Source organism: Paenibacillus tianmuensis, assembly GCF_900100345.1.
GTDB classification, from domain to species: Bacteria; Bacillota; Bacilli; order Paenibacillales; family NBRC-103111; genus Paenibacillus_G; species Paenibacillus_G tianmuensis.
In genome coordinates, this window is record NZ_FMTT01000007.1 from 74,036 (window position 1) to 95,049 (window position 21,014).

The window sequence follows — 21,014 nt, forward strand, 5'->3', positions numbered from 1 at the left end:
GAAGTTTTATTCATGAAATCGACACACAAGCTATCTCAAAAAATAAGACAATTAATCGTTATTTTGCTTCCCATCCTGGTGACGCAGCTTGCGATGTTTGCAATGAACTTCTTCGATACGTTCATGTCGGGGCATGTGAGCGCCAAGGATTTGGCGGGAGTGGCTATAGGCACCAGCATCTGGATTCCGGTACAGACCGGACTCAGCGGCATCTTGTTATCCGTGACGCCGATGGTCGCCCAGCTCGCAGGGGCAGGCCGCAAGGAAGAGATTCCTTTTAAGGTCGTGCAGGCGCTCTATTTGGCCGTCGGAGTAGCGGCTGTGGTGCTGTTGGCCGGAGCGTTCGCGCTGAATCCGATTTTGGAGAACATGAATTTGGAGGAGCCGGTGCGCCGGATCGCCCGCTTGTTCCTGATTTCGATTGCGTTCGGCATTTTGCCGATGTTCTTATATACGGTGCTGCGCTGCTTTATCGATGCACTGGGCCATACGAAGGTGACGATGTTCATCTCGCTGCTGTCGCTGCCGGTCAACGGGGTGCTGAACTATGTGCTGATCTACGGCAAAATGGGGCTGCCCGCGTTGGGCGGCGCAGGAACCGGCGTCGCATCGGCGATTTCGTACTGGGTCATTTTTCTCGTGGCTTTGGCTGTGGCCGCCCGTATGCAGCCGTTCGCCGCTTTCGGCATCTTCCGCAAGCTGTACCGCGTCTCGCTGTCCGTCTGGAAGGAGCTGCTGAAGATGGGCGTGCCGATCGGCTTCGCCATTTTGTTCGAAACGAGTATTTTCGCTGCGGTCACGCTGCTGATGAGCAACTTCAACACGGTAACGATCGCGGCACATCAAGCGGCGATCAACTTCGCCTCGTTTTTGTATATGATTCCGATGAGCATCGCCTTGTCGCTCACGATTCTGGTCGGCTTCGAAGCCGGGGCGGGACGGTACAAGGACGCCAGGCAGTACGGCTACCTCGGCATCGGCCTCGCCATCGGGATGTCGCTGCTCTGTGCGGTCGTATTATGGCTGTTTAACGAGCAGGTGGCCGGGATTTACACAAGGGAGCCGGACGTGCTCGCTTTGACCCAGCATTTTCTGGTATACGCAATTTTCTTCCAGCTGTCGGATGCTATCGCCGCCCCGATTCAGGGAGCGCTGCGCGGCTACAAGGACGTGAATGTGACCTTGATCGTCGCCCTCGTTTCATATTGGATTGTCGGTCTGCCGGTCGGCTATGGGCTGGCGAATTATACCGATTTGGGCGCCTATGGCTATTGGATCGGTCTGATATCCGGCCTGGCTCTGGGCGCGGTCGGTTTGTTTGCCCGACTGGCGAGCGTCCAGCGGAAGGCTCGGCTCGGCCTTGCGGCTTTCGCCAAGTAGCATCATTAAGAACGTGTATCTTAGAATAGGTGGATGATCGCATGGAACGGAAACCGGTATTGCAGCGTCAACTGAAGCTTTGGCATATTGTGGCGATGGGGGTCGGCTATATGGCCCCGATGGCCGTATTCGATACGTTCGGCATCGTATCCGAAGTCACGTCGGGGCATGTTCCGGCCGCGTATCTGCTCACGATTGCGGCGGTGCTGTTCACCGCGATGAGCTACGGCCACATGGTGAAGGTGTACCCGTCCGCAGGAAGCGCCTATACGTATACCCGGCAGACGATCGGCGCGCACGCAGGCTTTCTGGTCGGCTGGGTTTCGCTGCTCGACTATTTGTTTCTGCCGATGATGAACGCGCTGCTCACCGGGATTTATTTGTCGTCGGCGTTCCCAGGGGTGCCGCAGTGGGTATGGGTCGCCGGGTTTGTAGCGCTCATTACGACGCTGTGCTTGTTTAACGTCAATGTCTCCGTCTCGGTGAACGCGCTGTTCGTGGCGTTTCAATTTGTTGTTGTGGTGCTGTTTGTCGTGCTTGCCGTGTACCGGCTCAGCGCAGGCGGAGAGGCAATCGTATCGGCGCAGCCGCTGCTGTCTGCGGATGCGAACTGGGGAGCGCTGCTCACCGGGGCGTCGATCTTATGCTTTTCCTTCCTCGGATTCGATGCGGTGACGACCTTGTCCGAAGAAACGGTAGAGCCCCGTAAGACGATTCCAAGAGGCATTCTTTGGATTACGATGCTGGGCGGTGGACTGTTCTTCACCGCATCGTATTTCGCGCAAAGGCTGTTCCCGGACGTATCCGTATTGAGCAACCCGCAGGGCGCATCCGCCGAAATCGCGCTGGCGCTCGGCGGCGTCCTGTTTCAGGCCGTGTTCTTGGCCGCCGCGCTCACTTCCACGCTGGCCTCGGGGCTCGTGTCGCAGCTCAGCGGATCACGACTTCTGTTCGCTATGGGACGGGACCGGACGCTGCCGCGTCCGGTGTTCGGCTATATCCATCGGTCGCTCGGCACGCCGGTGTTCAACATCCTGCTGATCGGCCTCATTTCGCTGACGGCGCTCGCGCTGGATTTGCTCGTCGCCACGTCGTTCGTCAACTTCGGCGCGCTGACGGCATTTACTTTTGTAAATTTATCCGTCATCATACACTATATTTTTCGGGAAAAGCAGCGGTCCTGGCAGGCGCTCCTGCGCTACTTGCTGTTTCCGCTGGCCGGGATCGGCTTCGTCTTGTTTTTCTGGACGCATCTAGAGCGTAATTCGCTGCTGCTCGGCGGCGCTTGGACGCTGCTCGGCGTGCTGTACCTGCTCTGGATGACGCGCGGCTTCCGCAGGGAGCCGGGAACAATTCGTTATGAAGCGGCCGAGGGCAGCGGCTGATGCTTTGTAGCGGGGCTTTTCGTCAAGCTCACGCCGCGGCGGACTCTTCGGGTTCGTTCGCTTTTTTCCGATACGCCAGGATAATGATCAGACACGGAATCAGGCAGAACAAGCCGCACAGGAAGAACGCGCCGTTGGCCCCGTAATGATCGGCCGCGTAGCCGGCGAACAGGTTGCCGACCGGCGTCGAGCCGGCGAAGACGAGCGAATAGACGCTCATGACCCGGGCCCGGTACTCGTCCTTGGAGTGAATTTGCAGGGACGAGTTGCAGTTGGTTGCGAACAGAATGTTGCAGAAGCCCTGCAGCGTGAGCAGCAGCCCGAACATGTACACCGAGCCGGTCATCCCGTTCAACAGCAGGAAGACCGAGATGAGAATGCAGCAAGCGATGATCATGGACAGCCGGGGGCCCATTTTGCTGCGGAACGACATTGTCAGCGCCCCGATCAGCGACCCGACGCCGAGGCAGGACATCATCAGCCCGTACGTCTTCTCCTGCATATGCAGCACGTCTTTCGTGAAGACGGGAATGAGCACGCTGAAGTTATAGGCCATCGTCCCAACGACGGCAACGAGCAGCAGCGTGCGCGCCAGCAGCCGGTCCTTGGAAATGTACACAATGCCGTCCTTGATCTCCTTGAGCAGTCCGATGTCTTTTTTCTTCTCGCGGACGTAAGGCGTCGTACGGATTTGCAGCAGCCCGTAGATGACGGCCACGAAGCTGAGTCCGTTCAGCAGAAAGCACCACCCGGCCCCGAGGTAAGCCATCATGCCGGCGCCGATCGCCGGTCCTACGATGCGGGCGAGATTGAAGGTCGTCGAGTTGAGCGCGATCGCATTCATTAAGTCTTCCTTGCCGACGATCTCGATATTGAACGCCTGCCGCGTCGGCATGTCGAACGTGTTCGTCAGCCCGAGTAGGAAGGCGAGGACCAGAATGTAGCCGAACTTGACCGTACCCGTAAAAACAAGAGCGGACAGGATCAACGCCAGCAGCATCGACACCGTCTGGGTCGCTATCAGAATGTTCCGTTTCGGAAACTTGTCGATGAGTGCCCCCGCAAATAGCGAAAAGCAGGTAATGGGCAAAAATTGGATCGTCCCTACCAGTCCGAGCAGCAGGGGTGAGCCCGTCAGCGTCAGCACAAGCCAGGATTGGCCGATATTTTGCATCCAAGTGCCGATCAGGGAAACGCATTGTCCAAGCCAAAAGTAACGGTAGTTTTTATGGGTCAGGGCGTGAAAGTTGTTGTTGATGACCCTCATCCCCGCATGCCTTAGATTCACAAGCGTTCACCTGCCTCCCAATGTAAGTTCGCTGCTTAAGCTTTCGGCGTCTTGTCGCTTTCCTCGATAAACCGGGCCGCATTGCCGCCCATCTTTTCCAACAGCTCCAAGGCAAGCCGCTGCTCCTCCTCCGTCAAGCCGTCGGACAGGATGTGTCTCCAGTCGGTGAGCACCCCGCGCACCTCGTCCTTGATCCGCCAAGCCTTCTCCGTCAAAAAGACGCGGTAAGAACGCTTGTCCTCCTCTCGTACCTGCCGCAGCACATAGCCGTGCGCCTCCAGCTTTTTCAGCGCCTTGGCCGTCGTTCCCTTATCGATTTTCAAATAGCTCGACAGCTCCTCTTGACTGAGGCCGTCTTCTTTATACAACGCGTTCAGGAAAATATGCTGGCCTTTGCCGATGCCATGCGCTTTGAGCCGCTCGCCGATGTACGTTTGTCCGTAACGGTACAGGAGCGATACCCATCTGGTAATCGAATTGCGCTGATCGATCATCCGGCTTCCTCCGCTCTCAAAATAGTTGCATATGCCACTAATTGCAGTATAGAAATAACTTGCTGCGTTGACAAACCGGGCATTCGCCGAATTTACCCCTTTTCAGCGAACAGGCCCTGAATTATCGAACAATTTTGCCGTTTCCCTTAGGGCCGTCTGGCTCGGCACCACAAGCTGCTGGAATGACCGGGGCAGGTCCGTGGACCAAGCGCCATGAGACGTAGGGATATATTTGAATCAATCTACAAAAATACTAAAAAAGTAATAATATTATTAAAAAGTAATTTACAACCAAATTTTTATGGTGTATATTATGTTTCAAGAACTCCACAATCGAATTTGTTAATGAAGAGACTCGACAATATTCAGATGAATTTCGTTGAACTCCCCTCGGCGCTTCTTTTTTTAAATCTTAAATGGAAGCGATTACATTTTTGTTCGCAACGACGCGCCGAATGGATTTGGATTTTACCAAGGAGGGGAATCTATGAAGCTGCTGATCGGAGCAAGCGCCTCTTCGGCAATCATCGAGTTGCCGTATTATATAAGGATTTTTCAGGAAAAGCTGCAAGCTGAAGTAAGGGTTGTTGTTTCGGACAACGTATCCAACTTCATCAACCCGCAGTTCCTTGGCGCTCATATCGAAGGGAAAGTGTATCAAAAAATGCTCGACCCAGCGTATGACGTCGCCGTGCCTCACTCTTTCCTTGCCTCTTGGGCGGACATGTTCATCGTACTGCCCTGCACCGCCAACACGTTGGCCAAAGCCGCCAATGGATTTACGGATAACCTGCTTACCATGCTCATCCTTTGTTTTCCCAGACCCGTCTTGTTCTTCCCCGCGATGAATCTGAATATGTACAACACGGCGGTCGTCCAAGCCAATGTGCAAAAGCTGCTCGATTTGGGCCACCATATCGCCATTCCGGATGGAAATGTAACCGTTACCGCTACGGGAGAAAAAATGTCGGGAGGCCATCCCCCCAATCCTTATACGTGTGCCAAATACATTCAGAACAAGTACGAACGATATTGTATGTCCACCTGATCATCCATTTCTTTCTTCATGAAAGGAGGTGATATCATATGAAAATGGAAAACGCTGTAACTTTTCGTGGCGTAGACGTATTGGATGAAGCTGTGGATTTGGCGGAATTGTCTTCGATTATTGATGACAATGAAAGTGATGCGAATGACAACTGTAATGGTTGCTAGGCAACGACCGAGCTGGGAACATTCGTTTCCAGCTCTTCTAATCTCATAAATAAGGCGGTGAATGAAGTGGAGCCATTTACAGTACTGCCACAAAGCAAAAGTTCAAACGAAAAAAAACGGTATCGCGCCTCTCGTTACAATATTAAGGCAGTAGAGCCGGATGGAAGCATGTACATCACGAATACGATGTCGGGCGCCTTTATGCATATCACGTCGGAACAGGTTCCCTTTGTCGATCAATTGCTTAAGCATGGAGCGGACGAACCGCTGGACGAGTTGGCCGCCCTCCTCAAGAAGCAAGGCTTTATCGTTCGTGAGGATATCAACGAGTTTTTCCGCGCCCGTATGCTGCATGAAATGATCGGAAGAAGCGAGCAGAAGCTCAGACTTATTTTTTTAACGACCGAGCAGTGCAACTTCCGATGCAAATACTGTTATGAAAAATTTGAAAAAGGCAAGCTGCAGCCGGAGGTCATTCAAGGAGTGAAAACGTTCCTCCAGCACAAGGTCCGTTTTCTTAACCATTTGCAAATGAGCTGGTTTGGAGGCGAACCCCTCCTTGCGCTTGACGCTATAGAAGAGATCTCGCGGCATGTTATCCCCTTGTGCGACGAGTACGGCGTGACATACCGGTCAAACATAACCACGAATGCGTACCTGTTAACGAAAAAAAATATCGAGCGGCTGTTTGCCTGTCGCGTATTCGCTTTCCAAATTACGTTGGACGGCGACGCCGAGCAGCATAACGCTAACCGATATTTGCAGAACGGCGCTCCCACGTTCGAAACGATTTTTCAAAACCTGCTGCACCTCAAGGAACGCCCCGAACCGTTCCGCTGTAAAATCCGCATTAACTTTGACCAGACGAACGTGCATCAGATTCCAAGCTTTATCCAAAAGCTCCGTGCGCATTTCGGAGAGGACCCGCGGTTCCGCATCGATTATTTCCCTATCGGCAAATGGGGGGGAGAGAACGACGAGAATCTGGAGGTCATTTCGATCAGGGAATCGGTCAAGCATCAATTAAATCTATGCACGATGGGCCTGGAAGAAGGGCTTAGCAATGACATCGAAGACATTTTGAAGCCTGGAGGGTACGTTTGCTATGCGGCCAAATCCAACTCCTTCGTGATTGGTTCGGACGGCATCGTCTACAAATGCACCGTAGCCCTGTACAACGAAAACAATCAAATCGGACGCATCACGCCGGACGGACAAATGCGACTCGATGCCGATAAGCACGCGCTATGGATTATGAACGACGAGTCGGAGGATTCGGGCTGTAAATCCTGCTTCCTGCGACCATCCTGTCAAGGCGCGTCGTGTCCGCTTGTCCGGATCGAGAAAGGGGTAGCCCCCTGTCCCCCGTTAAAGTCCAAAATTAAAGAAGTCATCCGCATCGTCGGCAAGGAAAAACGTAAAATGGCGATACAAAGGCAGGCCACTTCCGCAAACGCGTAGGATGCGCGAGAAGGGGAAGCAACCCATGCTCAACAAAAATTTCTTGACATTTGTCGCGAGCGGAATGGTAAGCAGCATCGGGGACTTGCTCTATTTTTTTGTATTTTCCTGGTATATCGCATCAGCGACGCAATCCGTTCAATATATGGGGACGATCATGCTGGTCAGCGGAATCACCCAATTTGCGGCCAGCATTTTTTGCGGGGCTTGGGTCGATGTATGGGGAGCCAAAACGATCATCGCCATCTCCAATGCCATACGCGCGCTGCTGATGATTGGATTGATGCTGGTGAGCATGACCCAGGCTCCGTCCCTGTATGTGCTTCTGCCGATCGCCATCGTATTTGCCATTACGGATGCCAGCTTTTATCCTGCGGTAGAGACGATCAAGCCTCAGCTTGTGTCCGAGGATCATTTAAGCCGAATGAACAGCGTATGGTACACCCTGGCCCGCATCTTGTCCTTAATCGCCCCTTCCATTAGTGCGCTGTGCATGAATCAGCTTGGCGTTCAAGCCTCCTTTCTTTGTATGGCCGGGTGCTATATCGCATCGGCGGCGCTTCTTCTATTCGTTCGTATTCAAAAGGTGCAAACCGAGCCTAAACCGGAGGCGGGCAAATGGAAGCACTATACGCAAAGCCTTAAGGAAGGCTGGATTTTTATTCGGAACAGCCGGATCATGATCACGCTCCTGTCGCTTATTTTTTGCGTAAATATCGGAGCGAACAGCCACGGCTTGCTGCTTCCGTTTTTAATGAAAAGCATGAACTGGGATGCGCAGCACATGTCGTACGTCTTTACGTGGCAAGCCGCTGCGGGGATCGTCTGCGGCAGTCTATTGTCAGTGAAAAGCGTGAAGCAGCCGACCTTTCTTTATGTGCTCCTTGGATTTTTGGGTCAGGGATTGGCGATTTTAACGGTGAACTTTTCTTCGACCCTTGTTTTTTTATGTTTAAATTTCGCCTGGTTGAGCGTATGTACGGCGTTGGTCAACATTTTTATCCGCACGATGATGCAGAAAGAAGTGCCCAACCGCTACATGGCGCGGGTCGGCAGTCTGTTTGCCGCGATTAGCATGACTTCGACGCCGTTGTCCCGTTTTTTTACAGGCTTTCTAAGCGACCGTCTCGGGGTAAGACAGATGTACTTTTGGGCGGGCGCATTTGAAGTCGTGGTCGTCGTTGTTTTTTTCATGCTTTATAAGCAAATTACGGCGCAGCCCGGCGTGAAATCGCAAACGGAGGTTAGCGGGTAAGACTGGACGGCGGCTTGCCCGGTCCGACAGCTTGTCTAATTCCTATTTACGACCACTCGGCAAACTGTCGGAGTGGTCCCGGGCATGTCTCTGCACGCTTTGCGGTCGGCAGGATATCGCCTTGTTCGTAGCTTGTTACATCCATAAATTTCCATAGCTATGTACAGCCTTAAAACATGTACAACATTTACATAGCGCTTTCGTCACTGTATTCGGTGATGAGTGGAAATCCGTGAATATGCTTAATCCACTGCCCGGAGAACAATCTCCGGTTTTTCTTTTTGCCGGTTCTGATATTGTTAATGATCCACAGGGTTAACTATGATGGGAGTTAAAGAATGGAACATGCGGAAATCGTGTCAAACCTGTTATACTAAACTTTAGCGATGTCAAACGAAAAGAAGAGGAACAACATGATCGGAACCTACTGCAGCTTGTATAAATTGTGCAAATGCTGCGGACAAAGCAAATATTACCGCCAGTTCCCGACCCGGGGCAACCGAAAGTCAAGCGGGTCCTCCCGCAAAAACGTATGCCGCAAATGCGAGCGGAAAAAGCCGGCCGCGCCAGCTCCGCAAGCGCCCCCAGTGCCGCGTAGGGCGAAGCTGCTGAGACAAGACCGGAAGGGCATGATTCGCATGAAGGGGAAAAGCAACAACGGCAGGCCGTGGATTCAAGAGATCGAATGGAGCCTCGCAGTGCTGTTGGTAGAGGAACGGGCGGCCGTTGTTGTCACGCCATACATGATTCGCCGGTTGTACAGCAACGACGATTTCCGCAGCATGATTATGACCCGGGACCGTCATACGTGCCGCTACTGCGGCGGATACGGCGATACGATCGACCATATCGTCCCGAAATCCAAGGGAGGTCATACGACGCCGGTGAATTGCGTATGTTCCTGTTATGTGTGCAACCAGAGCAAGGCCGATCAAGATGCCACAGGATTTATAGAAAAGCAGCGTTCTCCCGTCTGAACTGGAGCAGCGCCTGCCTGTCTGCTCTTGATAGGCTTCTACGGTTAAGAAACTACGCAAGCACACAGTTATCCAAGCGTGCTGTCGAATATTACGAGCAGTGGTTATTGACAGCATGGCTCGACTCTTTACCGTAGTCCTGGCCGTTGTCATCTTGTTCATCTTCGTGCTGCTAATCTTCGGCAGGATTATCGGGTTAGCGCTTTACAATATTGTACATTTCCCGGGAAATTTCGATTTGTTGTAGAAGCTTGCGCAATATGCCATTCCGCTGTGACTATTGCTGTCGTATTCGTCCTGCTGTACCGCTTCACGCCGAATTCCTGGTCCATGTTCAGGGAAGTGCAGCAATGGAGGTTAGAACGTCTGTATGTTGAAATGTAGACATAAAAAGAGGAAGACTACCGTTCCCTCAGGTAGAAGTCTTCCTCTTTGCTTTCATGGACGCTCTGCTTACGCTTCTTCGTCCTGAACAAGCGATGATACTTGCACGATGTAAGCTTTAACCGTCTTATTTCCTTGCTTCAGATCCTCGGTGGAAGTGTACGTACCCGTTACGACCGCCGGACCGGCGCTGAATTTGAATTTGCCGGTCAGCACAATGTACAGGTCGTCGAACTTGACGATGGCCCGATTGTCCGTGACCGATTGGATGTCGCATTGGAACACGACCTTCGCGTTTTTGTGCTTTGGCAGTTCGTTGGCCACGATGCTTTTGACTTCCTTCGCGCCTTCTTTGGCATCCTTAGCCGCGCCGTCCTTCGTTTCTTTTTTGTCCGTGTCTGCGGCGTTGTCCGTCGTGAAGTCCTTGTCGAACTTGACGAAGACATACCGCCCGCTGCGGTATTCGTAGACCGCTTTCGCTCCGGCTTGAGGTCCCGAAACTTCCGTACCGTTCTTGTCCTGACTGTTCTTATCCATACTGTTCTTGTCCGCGCTGGTCTTTTCCGTCCGCTCGGGCACCGGATTATCGGCGCTTACGACGCCCTTACGCACCGTCTCCAGCTTGTCGGCCTCCAGATCAAGAATGGGCTTAAGCTCGGACCCGTGCGCTTCGAACGCGACATAGCGGGCTTTCCGCTTTTTGGAGGCCGCTTCGAGCAGCAGCACGGGCTGTCCTTCCGGGCTGAGCTCGTCGGCCGGGCGAAGCGATTTGACGGCGGCCAAGTCGCCTGGGACGGCTCCTTCCACGACCTCAATGCGTTGGTCCGGGAACAAGCGGACGAGCACGAGCTTTTTCTTGTCCGTAACCGCCGCAGCTGCCGTTTGCGCGCCGTTCGACCCTTTCAGACTTGTGGCGGCGGTAAGGGCGCCTTCGATGCCGGCCTTTTGAAACAGCACGGCCGGATCGCTTTCCAATCGGCGCTGATCGAGCGCCTGCAGTTCTTTGGACGTGTCGCGGAACGCGTCGAGTGTTTTGTACAGCTCGTCGGCCTCCGCGTACTTTTTCGCGGCAATCAGCTGCTCCGCCCGGGCCAGCCGACCGTTTACCACCGTTTGAATATACCCGTTCAGCTTGCTGCTGTTACTGAAGAGCTCCTTGTTGGACTGCACGGTTTTGGCAGCGGCCAGAAAGCCGCCCAGATCGTTTTTCTCCAGCTTGACCAGTGTGTCCTGAGCCGCCTTCTCAAGTCTTGCAGCGACCCAGGGGGCTTCCCAGCCCCGATCCTTATAAAATTTTTGCAGTTCTCCGCCTTCCTTCAACATTTCATCCAGCGATTTGGATTTGACAATTGCGTCCAGTCGGCCTTGGTCGTATTTTTGCAGCAGCGGGTTCAGAGCTTTTCGCTTCGCCGCTTCGTCCTTATAGTAGACTGCAGGAATTTGCAGCAGGAAGCCGACCGCGGTGTCGGTGTCGAATTTTTTCTTGGCGACGGCGCCCTCGACGTTTTGGATCAGCGCCGTCTTGACCGAGCCGAACGCTTCCGCGAAGCGTGCGTCGATATTGTAGGACGCCGCGGTTTCCGCGAACCGCTTCTGCGAGCCTTCGTCCAGCTTAGTGACCTGCGACTTGCTGGCCTGGTACGATTCGTACGCTTTCACCAAGCTGCCAGCATCGTTTACGGCAACCGCCGACGCGATCTGGTCGGTCAGAGACGAGAACAGCCGCTTTGCTTGCGTAACCGGCTGAAGAGCGCTGAGCGCCTGCTCCATTTCCGCTTCTTTATAATCGATGAAGCCGATGTTTTGCGCCTTGAGGAACAGCTCCTCGGCTTCGACCGCGTTGCCTGCGGCAAGCTGCGCCGCAGCCTGCTGGTAAAGCTCCGCTTTTTTCCACCAAGCGTACATTTTGAAGCCCGCCGTCAAAAGCAGGAGGACGAGGACGGCAATCGCGGCGTTTCTGTAACGGACGGACTGTTTATACGTAGAGATTGACATAGGCAGCCTCCTTTCCTTTCTACAGGATGCCTTGGAATTCCGGGTCGAAGTCGTATTTCAGCTTCACGGCATCGCGCGCCTTCTGGGTCAGCTCGGGGTCGGCGTCCGGCTGCTCGGCAAGCAGCCGGCACAGCCGCAGCAGCCGGTCCTTCGGCAGCTCCTGGGCATGGTCCATCAGCAGGCTGCGGTACGCGTGCAGATTGGATTTTACGCGCAACGCGGCTCCGGCCGCCGCCGTCAGAACATCTCTTCCCTCGGGAAGTCTCTCGATCATGCCCCGGTATTTCATGACGTAGTCGAGCGCTTCGCGGGTAATCAGCTGAGGACGCACTTTGCCGATTTCATGCATGTATTCGATCACGTCTTTGTCGAAACGGTTCGGCAGAAGAGAGCTGAGCTCCAGATCCATGTCACTGCGCAAAATAAATTTGTTCAGGCAGTAAACCTTTAAGATTTTGATCGAGTCGTCGCGAATGAAATACCCGATTTCGCGGAACTTTTCATAGGCGGTCTTAAAGTCTTCCGCCCGGAGGTCCGTTTCCGCATCGTCGATGTCGAGCAGCAGGCCTTCGCGAATTTTTTGCTGATCTTGCAGGAGTAAACGGCTTAGCGTACGTCTATATAAAATAGGCTCGTAGCGCTTATGCAAAAAAACGTACAGCGCGAGCAGCAGAGCGGCGCCGACGACGGATAAAATCACTTGCTCTGCGTTGCGGGCGAGCAGGAAGGCGAGGGCGCCGATCGCGCCGACGGCCAGCATGCCGGTCTGCCTGTGGTGCTTCAAAACCGCTCCGGCCTGCTCGGGGACAGCGCTGCGGCTTTGCTCGGCTTCGCACGAGAGGCAGCGGTCGTCCCACAGGCAAGAATACCGGCTGCAGCGGCGGCACTGCTTCAAACGGTCAAACAAATGCGAGGTTGCCTGCGTTTTGCGGAATTGAACGGCGGTCTTAGTCGTCATGGCGTTCACCCTGATTTAAACTTGCCGCGAATGCAGCATCAATGTCCGCAAGCGGAACATCTTGCTTCTGTCTATGAGAGCAATACATAAAAAATGCTAGAAGAAACAGGGCTCCAAGAGCCAACACAGCTACGGTCAGCATGATTCTCTCCCCGGTATTTTCGAATTTGAAAGGCAATAACTTAAGAATTCTGTAAGGTTTCGTTAGTGGAATTTTACTTTGTGACCAGTTAATATGTAGATTAGTAGACGACATGCAGTTCCATTGTACTACCCTCTACTGCAATTTACTACACTATACCATATTGGTTCGGAATGGTTCGACATCGGGCCGTCCATAGGTTTGGAGGAATGAACCCCGTGAAAATCATCAAAGCGCTGCTCCGACCGGCCGCCGCTCTGCTGCTCGCCTTCCTGATGCCGCTTCAGGCCGCGGCCGCTCCGGCAGGCGCAGTCGATATGAAGATGGACGCCGTTCTGTCGGTGGACGTCAGCACGTCCATGAACGAGAGCGACGTCAACAAAGTCAGTAACGAAGCGATGAAAATGTTCGTCGACATGGCGTCCGTACAGGGCGACAAAATCGGCATCGTCGCCTATACCGATCAAGTAATGCGCGAGAAGGCGCTGCTCACCATCAATTCCGCCGCGGATAAGCAGGACTTGAAATCGTTCATCGACAAGCTGGCGAAGGGGCCTTACACCGACATCGCCGTTGGCGTGAGCGAAGCGGTGAAGGTGCTCGAATCCGGTACGAAACAGGGGCACGTGCCGCTCATCGTGCTGATGACCGACGGCAACAACTGGCTGAACGCCGGCCGCACGCAGCAGCAGTCCGATCAAGAGCTCGCCGATGCGATCAAGAAAGCGCAGGACAAAGGCATCCCGATTTATACGATCGGGCTCAATGCCGACGGAAAGTTGAACAAGGCGGTGCTGGAGCGCATTTCCCACGAAACGAAGGGCAAATCGTTCATCACGAGCACGGCGGACAACCTGCCGCAAATTTTGAGCGAAATTTACGCGAGCCACTTCAAGCTGAAGGTCGTGCCGCTGAACGGCTTTGTGGCGAATGGACAGTTTCAGGATGTGACGGTGACAATTCCGAACGCCAGCGTGCAGGAAGCGAACATCTCGATCATGTCCTCGAAGCCGGTGGAAGTCAAGCTGTTCGACCCGTCCGGCAAAGAGCAGAAAACTCCGTCGGACCGCGTCGTGTATACGGCTTCGAGCGCCTACTCTTTATTGAAAATATTGACCCCGGCGCAAGGCGATTGGAAGCTGCAGGTCAAAGGTGTACAGAAGGAGAAAATTAACATCAACCTCGTGTACAATTACGATCTCCAGCTCGTCATGGAGCCCCTAGCATCGACGAAGTTAAAGCCGGGCGATGAAGTGCAGGTCAAAGCGTATTTGCAGACCGCCGGGCAAAAGACGGCCGATGCGGATTTGTACAAGGGCTTGAAGGCGTCGGCGGTCTTGACGGACCTGGATACGAAGAAGACCGAGGAGAAGCCGCTCACGATCGGCGCGCAAGGCATTGCGGGCAGCTTCAAGGTACCGGACGCGCACGATTACGAGCTTAAGATCAAGGCGGAGGGCGCGAACTTCCTGCGCGAGACGACGTCCGCGAAGCTCACAGCCAAATCCGGCGGAGCGGCGGCCAAGCCTGCGACCGAGCAGGCGAAGGAGCCGGCGGCCGCTGCGCTCAGCCCGACCATATGGGCGGCGATCATCGCCGGGGCGCTTGTGCTTGCGGGAGCCGTCCTGTACGCGCTGGCGGCTTACCGCAAAGCGAACAAGGGCTTCGTCGGGCAGCTCGTAATCGAGGTCAAGGACGAGGACACGGGCGAGCGGACGAATCCGCAGTACCGCAAGCTGAACGCGTTCAAGGGCAAGGTGACGCTGCATCAGCTGCTCCAGCTCGCGCCGGAGTTTGCGGAAACGAAGGACATCGTCTTCCGGCCCGGCCCGAACGACACGGTACTGCTGCACAATGCGACGCCCTGCGTCGTCGAAAAAGGCGGACGGATGTTCGATGCCGCCAAAGGAAAAGAAATTCGTGCAAATGACCGCATCAAAATCGCGCTTCAAAACGTCAATAAGTCGATAAGCGTCGAATACTTGAAATAAATATCCCATTTGGCCTTGGTAACAGGAGGAGTCCGGACATGAAAGCAGTAGTCAGAGAGCATATACAGCAGTTGGACGTATCCTTGGGCGGTGGCATTGTCAGCGAGAAAATCCGCGTCGACACGATCGACAACCCGATGCTGGTCATCGGTCTCGGCGGAACGGGTATCGATGCGCTGCTGCGGCTCAAGTATCAGGTGAACCGGCGGTTCAAGCTGCCGGAGGACCCGTTCACGAAGAAAAAGCGCGAGAAGCCCGACAACATCGAGTTTCTCGCGTTCGAGACGAACGAGTACGACCGCAACAAGCGGTACAAGGGCATCGGCCTCGATCCGATGACCGAATTCGTGCTGCTGTCGAACGCCGAGATCGGCAGCGTGCTGCAAAACCGCAGCATTTTGGAGCCGTATATGAAAGAATGGCTGTCGCCGGAGCTGACGATTACGGACGGCATCAACGGCGCTTCGGGCGTCCGGCAAGCCGGTCGGCTGCTGCTGTTCACGAAGATCGTGCAGGTCGTACAGACGATCGAGCGCAAAATCAAGACACTGTCGGTCGGCACGAACAAGAAGCTGATGGTGTTCTTGCTGACGGGCATCTCCGGCGGCACGGGAAGCGGCTGCTTCCTCGATATCGCGTATATCGTGCGCGGCATTTTGGAGCGGGATTACGGCTCGGCTGGCGTCGACAAAGTCGGCATTCTCGGCTACCTGTTCACGCCGGACGTCAATTTAGCGAACAAGGCATTGACCGAGCATTCGCGCGAATATATCAAGAAGAACGGTTATGCGGCGCTCAAGGAGCTTGACTACTGGATGAACGTCGACGAACGAGGCGACCGTTTCAAGCAGCAGTACGCGAACATTTTGACGGTCAACTCGCCGATGCCGCCTTTTAACCTCGCGCACCTCATTTCGGCAACGAACCTCGAAGGCAAGCAGCTCGAAAATGCGTACGACTACTGCATGAACGTGACGGCGGAGAACATTACGAACTTTATGGCAAGCGAGCAAAAGCAGTCCGGCGAGGAATTCGCCATTCACGACTATATCAGCAACATCCGCACGAACATCAATCAGATGCCGAAGACGTATGCGGCGAACTATCAATACAATATTTTGGGCGCGTCGTCCGCGGTCCTGCCGATCGAGGAAATGACGACGTTTTTGGCTTATAAAGTATTTCAGCGTATGTCGACAATGTTCGAGGCGGGTCCGAGTCAAGAGGACGTCGAGAAGCTGGCGCACAAGCTGGGCCTTGACCCGGATTCGATCCACCGCGAATTCGACAAAAGCGTGCCGGAGCCGCTGCCCGGCTACCAGAACAGCGAGCGGCTCAGCTACAACAACGTCGTCAAGCAGCAGATCGTCCATATCGACACGGAGCTGGAGCAGAGCTACCTGTCCCGGGCCCGGGAGGAGTACATCAAGAGCCGCAAACAGCTGCCGGGTCAAATCCGGGAAGTGTTCGCCGAGCAGATGGGCAAAATGTTCCGCCATCCCGAGCAGGGGCCATTTTACGTGTCGCGGATCGTTTTGCAGGACAAAGGCTTCTGCCTGCTGAAGCTGATCTCGTCGTATATCGAATCACTGAAGGAAAACGTGTACCGCATTCCGCGGGATATCGAGGCGGCGGGCGATACCGCCATACAGAAGCTGACCGAAGCGAAGAGCGCGTTCATCTCGAAGGACAAGAAGAAGGACGCCTATATTGAAGCGAAAATCCAGGAATATCTGCTGCACTCCGATCGCGAGCGGATGGAGCAGATGATCGAGTTCTATGAGGATCTCTACACGCTCATCAACAACGACAACTCGCGTATTTATCAGGTGTTTACGGAAATCTTGAACGAGCTGAACAAAATATTCCAAAAGAACGGCGATATCCTGACCAAAGGGCAGGAGGAAGTCGATCACAAGGGCAACCGCACGTACTATTGGAATATCGTCAGTGTGCCGGATATGGCGAAGCTGATCGGCGACGTGACCGACGAGAAGAACGTCACCGAGCTGATCCGCGACTTTACGCAGGAGCTGCTGGAGAAATCGAACCAGTGGATCAAGGAGCAGGAAGTGGACGTCGTCTCCTCGATTTCCGAGTTTTTGACCGAGCAGTTCAGCGACCTGATCACGAAGTCGATGGAGGATTTCCTGATCATCAAGTACGGCCACGAGGATTCGCTGGAGAAGCTGGTGGAGCAAAAGATCGCCGGGCGATTGTACGAGGAAGCGAAGCCGGTGTTCCATTTGACCAACAGCTCGGGCCATTTCAATTTCCCGTCGTGGGGCTTCGTCTCCGTGCCGGTGAAGGCGCCAAATATTTTCAAGGGCATCCGCAACTTCCAGGACAACGCCATCGCGAACTCGCGCTTCACGATCAAGGAGAGCGAAGTAAAAAACCGCGTCTTCTGGCTAAACACCCAGAACGGCATTCCGCTGTTCCTGTATACGCCGTTGAAAGTATACGAGGAAAGCTACGAGCGCTCGATTCTGGAGCCGGAAGGCGTCGGACGTCATCTTGTCCAGAATGAGAAGACGAACTGGACGTACCTGCCGTCGCCGATTCCGGAAAAATCGTGGGGCGACACGTACGAAAACACGCGCGTAAAACATTACAACGCCGACGTCCGCAGCGTGTTCGACCAATCGCTGTCCTTGCGCATCATCCGCGAGAAGTCGGTGGATCAAGGCACGACGGGCCGCTACGAGTGCGTATTCACGAAGCCGTTCGATCTGGAGCAAAAGCTGGCGTCGTACTCGATGCAGCTTGACGCGGCGAAGCCGAACCTCGGCGAGATCAAGCGCTGCGTCGCCGACTTGAAGGCGCTTGTGGCAGGCGGCTTGGAGCAAGACAGCCTGAAAGACATCTTCGGCAGCGTAAACGAGGAGATGGCGAAGGAGAACCTGATCCGCTCGCCAGAGCTGCTGCGACGCGTCCGCGATGAGTTGGGCAAGTACCGCCGGATCGAGGCGAAAATTGCCGAGCTGGAGCAGGTACTCGCCGCTCATCAGGACGAGGAGAAATTCATCCAGCAGTTCATCGAGGCGATGTATACCGGCGCGATCGTCAAAAAGGGCGCGCTGTACGTGTACGACCATGACGCGGAAGAGGACCCATGGGAGCCGTTCGTCAATTTGATGCAGGCGGGTAAATTCCCGGAATACGAAATTTACCGCAAAATCCGCGCCCTTGACGCAAAGCGCCTCGGTTTGCTCCAGCGCAAATCGTCGAAGCTCAGCCAGCAGCTTACCGCTCAAGAAGACATCAGCGGCCTGCTGACGAAGCTGCAGGACATGGCCGGCGCCTACCAGGACGCCAAGTCCGCGCTCGACTACGACCGCGGCGAATACGTTGACGGCGAAGACATGTACCAATTCTACAAGCAAATCGCCAGCAAGGTGAGCGATATCCTCCGCGGCTTAAAGTAACAGCTTCGTAAGTCATAGCGATAGCGATATAAATACGCAGCCGAATCCAAGGCTGCGGCGGTTTTTTAGTTAACTTCGTGAAATTTAGTGAGATTAGGCAAGATATGCCCTGGAAGAAGCGCTTGCGCTGTCCGCCTTTGAAATCTGTGAAAATACCATTAAACTTCAATTCAACTTTCACAGGTTTCAAGAGCGGCTGGAGGGGGGATATCTTGCCGTTCTCCCCGCTTAATTTCACGTCCCCGATTGGAGGTCAGGATCATGCGGGAGAAATTGATGCAATTCGCGAGCGCATACGCCGCGGAAACAAACAGCATGGGAACAGGCGGGGATGAGCTTCGCAGCATCAACCATCCCCTCGTGTTCCTGTTCGTCGGCGACCGGTCGGCAGAGGCGCTGGAACAGGTGTACGACCTGAACCGGAAGAAGTGGAACAACAGCGCCGGCGTCGTTTATTTACATATCGGCACGGAGGCCGGCACACAGGAGGCCGCCGCGCGGGACAACGTCTACAGCTGCCGTTTCGGCGGAGGCGGCGGAGACAAGAAGACGCAGCGCGCCGAAGCATACAGGCAGTTTTACCGGGACGAGGCGAAGCTGCTTGAATTGAACGTCCTCCTGCGGCAGATGAACAGCCGCATCTCGGAGTTCGGACGGCTGTACGCCTCGCTGCAGCGGGTCAATATCGCCGTGGTCACGCGGGTGGACGATCCGCTCAACGCGCTTGTGCCCGAGCTGACGGTGTTGATGAAATCGATCTTCGGCGAGAGCTTCCGCTCCGTGGTCGTCGACTTGTACGGACTGCTGCAGGAGCAGCGTCCGGGCGACGATTTCGCGTATGCGGCATCGCTCGGCGTCAGCTTTATGCGCGAGCTGGACGAGGTCCAGCGGCGGGAGTTCCGCTTGGCCGCGGAACTGCAAGTGACGGGCGACGGCATCCGGCTGCCGGTCGAGCACCGGGACGCGGCATTGTTCGACACGGTGTATATGATCGGAGACAAGGACGAACGCGGACTATTTGCAGCCGGTGGCATGCAGCGGTGCTACGAGATCGTGTGCCATGTAAACCTGCTCAAGAACCGCAAAGCCGCTGACGAGGTCGATCCGAGGCACAGCGCTTACAACCACCAGCAGTTCAAGCAAAACATGATGCCGCCAGGCGAAGCGGGCGGCATTTACGCCTCCGCGGGATTCGCCAAGGTGACGCGGCCCAATCAGGCGATCGCCCTGACGGTGCTGTATCATCTGTACCGGGGGATGCTGCAGCGGATGCGCGATAACGCGCTTATCCAGCCGACGGAGCTGCTGGAGCTGGCCGAGCTGGACCCGAGGAAGGCGGAGGCGAGCGTCCGGACCGTAGCAGGCGAGCGGGCGAATCCGGTCGACGCCATGTACGGCTTGCTTTATGAGAACGTGCCGCACCACGAGCTGCGGTCGATGTCTCTGCGGCAGGCGGAGGCGGCTTTGTTCGGGGCGAACGCCCGAACCTTCTTCGAGACGAATGCCGTCCGGGTCATGGAAGCGGCGCTTGAGGCTCGGGACGGGGCCGGAAGGCTCGGTCAAACGCTGCAGCGCAAAGCGATCGATCATCCGTCATACGGGTGCTATTGCATGTACTTGTGGACCTCGGAGCAGGAACGCGGAGCGGAGACGCCCAGTCTTGTCGCCATGGTCCGGGAGTGGCGCAAGGAGGCCGAGCGGCAGCTCGAAGACGGCAAGCTGGACCTCGAAGCGCTGTACGAGGAGCGGGTGGAAGATCAGCGGTATGCCAAAGGCTCTCTGCTCGGTTTTCTTTCGCCCAAGAGTCAGGTCAAGCCGCTGGCCCGGGGAATGCTTGAGCAAATCTACGGCTTGAAATACGAGCTGCTGCTGCTGGAGCTGACCATCCGCGAGCTTCGGAGCTACGAGCGGAAGCTGGAAGAGATCCACGACCGAATGAAGCGGTATGTCCAGCAGCTTCACGACATCGAAGCGGCACTGCTCGACGCGAGCCGCCGCAGCATCTCGGAGACGAACGACGAGCTGGGACGCAACATTAACGAATACTACGGCCATGTTGTCGAAGTGATCGCCGCCGAAACGGAAAACCGCCGGGGGCCGCAGTTTTATTTTGACGAACGGTGGGTCGGTAACGTGACCGCGCTGCTTGCGCAAAGCGACGAAGCGCTGGTCGATAGGTTGATTGCGGCGGCGAAGCGGGAATGGTTCGTCCATCCGCTGTTCCACCAGCCATTCGAGCAGGAGCTGCTGGCGCGGGCGAACGTGGCAGTCAGCTACGACAACCGTGAGGTGCTGACGAAGGAAGAGCTGTACCGCGATCTGTACGTGACGCTAGAGAGCGAGGCGGCGATCCGGCTGGACGTCTACAACTATACGCATAAGCATCGGTACGAGGAAAAATATTTTTTCGGCGATTTTCAAAGCGAATTGATACAGTATGCGTACAGCGTCGATCACGGAAGCCGTACCTACAAGCTCGGCTGCATCCATGAGAAGAAGCAAAGCGGCGTCGAGAAGCTGAATCTGATGGGCGGGTTCCGCATGGCCGACCTGATGTACTACCGTAACGGCAGGCGGTACTACGATACATATGTGCGCAGCGGATACGAGTTTCACGGACGTGAGATGCCGGAAGAACCGGCGGCGGAAGGATGAATGGAA

Annotated in this window: 15 protein-coding genes; 10 read left to right on the forward strand and 5 right to left on the reverse strand. The window is 55.0% G+C overall.

Translation table 11 applies throughout. The annotated features are described in order from the left end of the window. Positions 1-12 precede the first annotated feature (12 nt). Positions 13-1,380 (forward strand): MATE family efflux transporter, encoded by a 1,368-nt coding sequence (locus BLO51_RS07095; protein ID WP_090668951.1) that lies wholly within the window; start codon positions 13-15, stop codon positions 1,378-1,380. A gap of 41 nt (positions 1,381-1,421) precedes the next feature. Continuing rightward, positions 1,422-2,765 (forward strand): APC family permease, encoded by a 1,344-nt coding sequence (locus BLO51_RS07100; RefSeq protein ID WP_090668955.1) that lies wholly within the window; start codon positions 1,422-1,424, stop codon positions 2,763-2,765. A gap of 28 nt (positions 2,766-2,793) precedes the next feature. On the opposite strand, the gene BLO51_RS07105 is transcribed toward BLO51_RS07100, so the two are convergent. Together BLO51_RS07105 and BLO51_RS07110 are read right to left on the reverse strand one after the other, a co-directional pair. After that, positions 2,794-4,053 carry an MFS transporter gene (locus BLO51_RS07105; protein ID WP_245719560.1) on the reverse strand — a complete coding sequence of 420 codons (1,260 nt, stop codon included), beginning with the start codon at positions 4,051-4,053 and terminating at the stop codon, positions 2,794-2,796. 35 nt (positions 4,054-4,088) lie between these two features. Beyond that, positions 4,089-4,547 (reverse strand): MarR family winged helix-turn-helix transcriptional regulator, encoded by a 459-nt coding sequence (locus tag BLO51_RS07110; protein ID WP_090668961.1) that lies wholly within the window; start codon positions 4,545-4,547, stop codon positions 4,089-4,091. Positions 4,548-5,034: 487 nt separating this feature from the next. On the opposite strand from BLO51_RS07110, the gene BLO51_RS07115 reads away from it, so the two are divergent. The 5 genes from BLO51_RS07115 (at position 5,035) to BLO51_RS07130 (ending at position 9,455) form a co-directional block, all read left to right on the forward strand. Further along, positions 5,035-5,595 (forward strand): flavoprotein, encoded by a 561-nt coding sequence (locus BLO51_RS07115; RefSeq protein ID WP_090668964.1) that lies wholly within the window; start codon positions 5,035-5,037, stop codon positions 5,593-5,595. 38 nt (positions 5,596-5,633) lie between these two features. Next, a complete protein-coding gene (locus tag BLO51_RS30740) occupies positions 5,634-5,762 on the forward strand; it encodes a hypothetical protein (protein ID WP_281180330.1) in 129 nt (42 codons plus the stop codon). A 168-nt stretch (positions 5,763-5,930) separates the two neighbouring features. Continuing rightward, positions 5,931-7,223 (forward strand): radical SAM/SPASM domain-containing protein, encoded by a 1,293-nt coding sequence (locus BLO51_RS07120; RefSeq protein WP_090668967.1) that lies wholly within the window; start codon positions 5,931-5,933, stop codon positions 7,221-7,223. A 25-nt stretch (positions 7,224-7,248) separates the two neighbouring features. Continuing rightward, positions 7,249-8,478 (forward strand): MFS transporter, encoded by a 1,230-nt coding sequence (locus BLO51_RS07125; RefSeq protein WP_167670123.1) that lies wholly within the window; start codon positions 7,249-7,251, stop codon positions 8,476-8,478. Positions 8,479-8,891: 413 nt separating this feature from the next. Continuing rightward, on the forward strand, positions 8,892-9,455 hold the full coding sequence (locus BLO51_RS07130; protein ID WP_090668972.1) for an HNH endonuclease: 564 nt from the start codon (positions 8,892-8,894) through the stop codon (positions 9,453-9,455). 453 nt (positions 9,456-9,908) lie between these two features. On the opposite strand, the gene BLO51_RS07135 is transcribed toward BLO51_RS07130, so the two are convergent. From BLO51_RS07135 to BLO51_RS29140, 3 genes are read right to left on the reverse strand one after another with little or no spacing between them, the layout of a single operon-like run. Next, positions 9,909-11,834: a hypothetical protein gene (locus BLO51_RS07135; RefSeq protein WP_090668974.1), complete on the reverse strand. Its 1,926-nt coding sequence runs from the start codon at positions 11,832-11,834 to the stop codon at positions 9,909-9,911. Positions 11,835-11,853: 19 nt separating this feature from the next. Then, positions 11,854-12,792 carry a MerC domain-containing protein gene (locus tag BLO51_RS07140; protein ID WP_090668978.1) on the reverse strand — a complete coding sequence of 313 codons (939 nt, stop codon included), beginning with the start codon at positions 12,790-12,792 and terminating at the stop codon, positions 11,854-11,856. Further along, a complete protein-coding gene (locus tag BLO51_RS29140; RefSeq protein WP_167670124.1) occupies positions 12,782-12,934 on the reverse strand; it encodes a hypothetical protein in 153 nt (50 codons plus the stop codon). The genes BLO51_RS07140 and BLO51_RS29140 overlap by 11 nt, the downstream gene beginning before the upstream one ends. 209 nt (positions 12,935-13,143) lie before the next feature. Between BLO51_RS29140 and BLO51_RS07145 the strand changes: the two genes are divergently transcribed. The 3 genes from BLO51_RS07145 to BLO51_RS07155 all read left to right on the forward strand — a co-directional run bounded on the left by BLO51_RS07145 (position 13,144) and on the right by BLO51_RS07155 (position 21,008). Next, positions 13,144-14,925, forward strand: a complete 1,782-nt coding sequence (locus tag BLO51_RS07145) for a vWA domain-containing protein (protein ID WP_090668981.1) — start codon at positions 13,144-13,146, stop codon at positions 14,923-14,925. Positions 14,926-14,963: 38 nt separating this feature from the next. Then, entirely contained in the window at positions 14,964-18,353 is a 3,390-nt protein-coding gene (locus BLO51_RS07150; protein WP_090668987.1) for a tubulin-like doman-containing protein, read from the forward strand. A 261-nt stretch (positions 18,354-18,614) separates the two neighbouring features. Beyond that, positions 18,615-21,008, forward strand: coding sequence for a hypothetical protein (locus BLO51_RS07155; protein WP_090668990.1), 2,394 nt, complete (start codon positions 18,615-18,617; stop codon positions 21,006-21,008). The last annotated feature ends 6 nt before the right edge of the window (positions 21,009-21,014 follow it).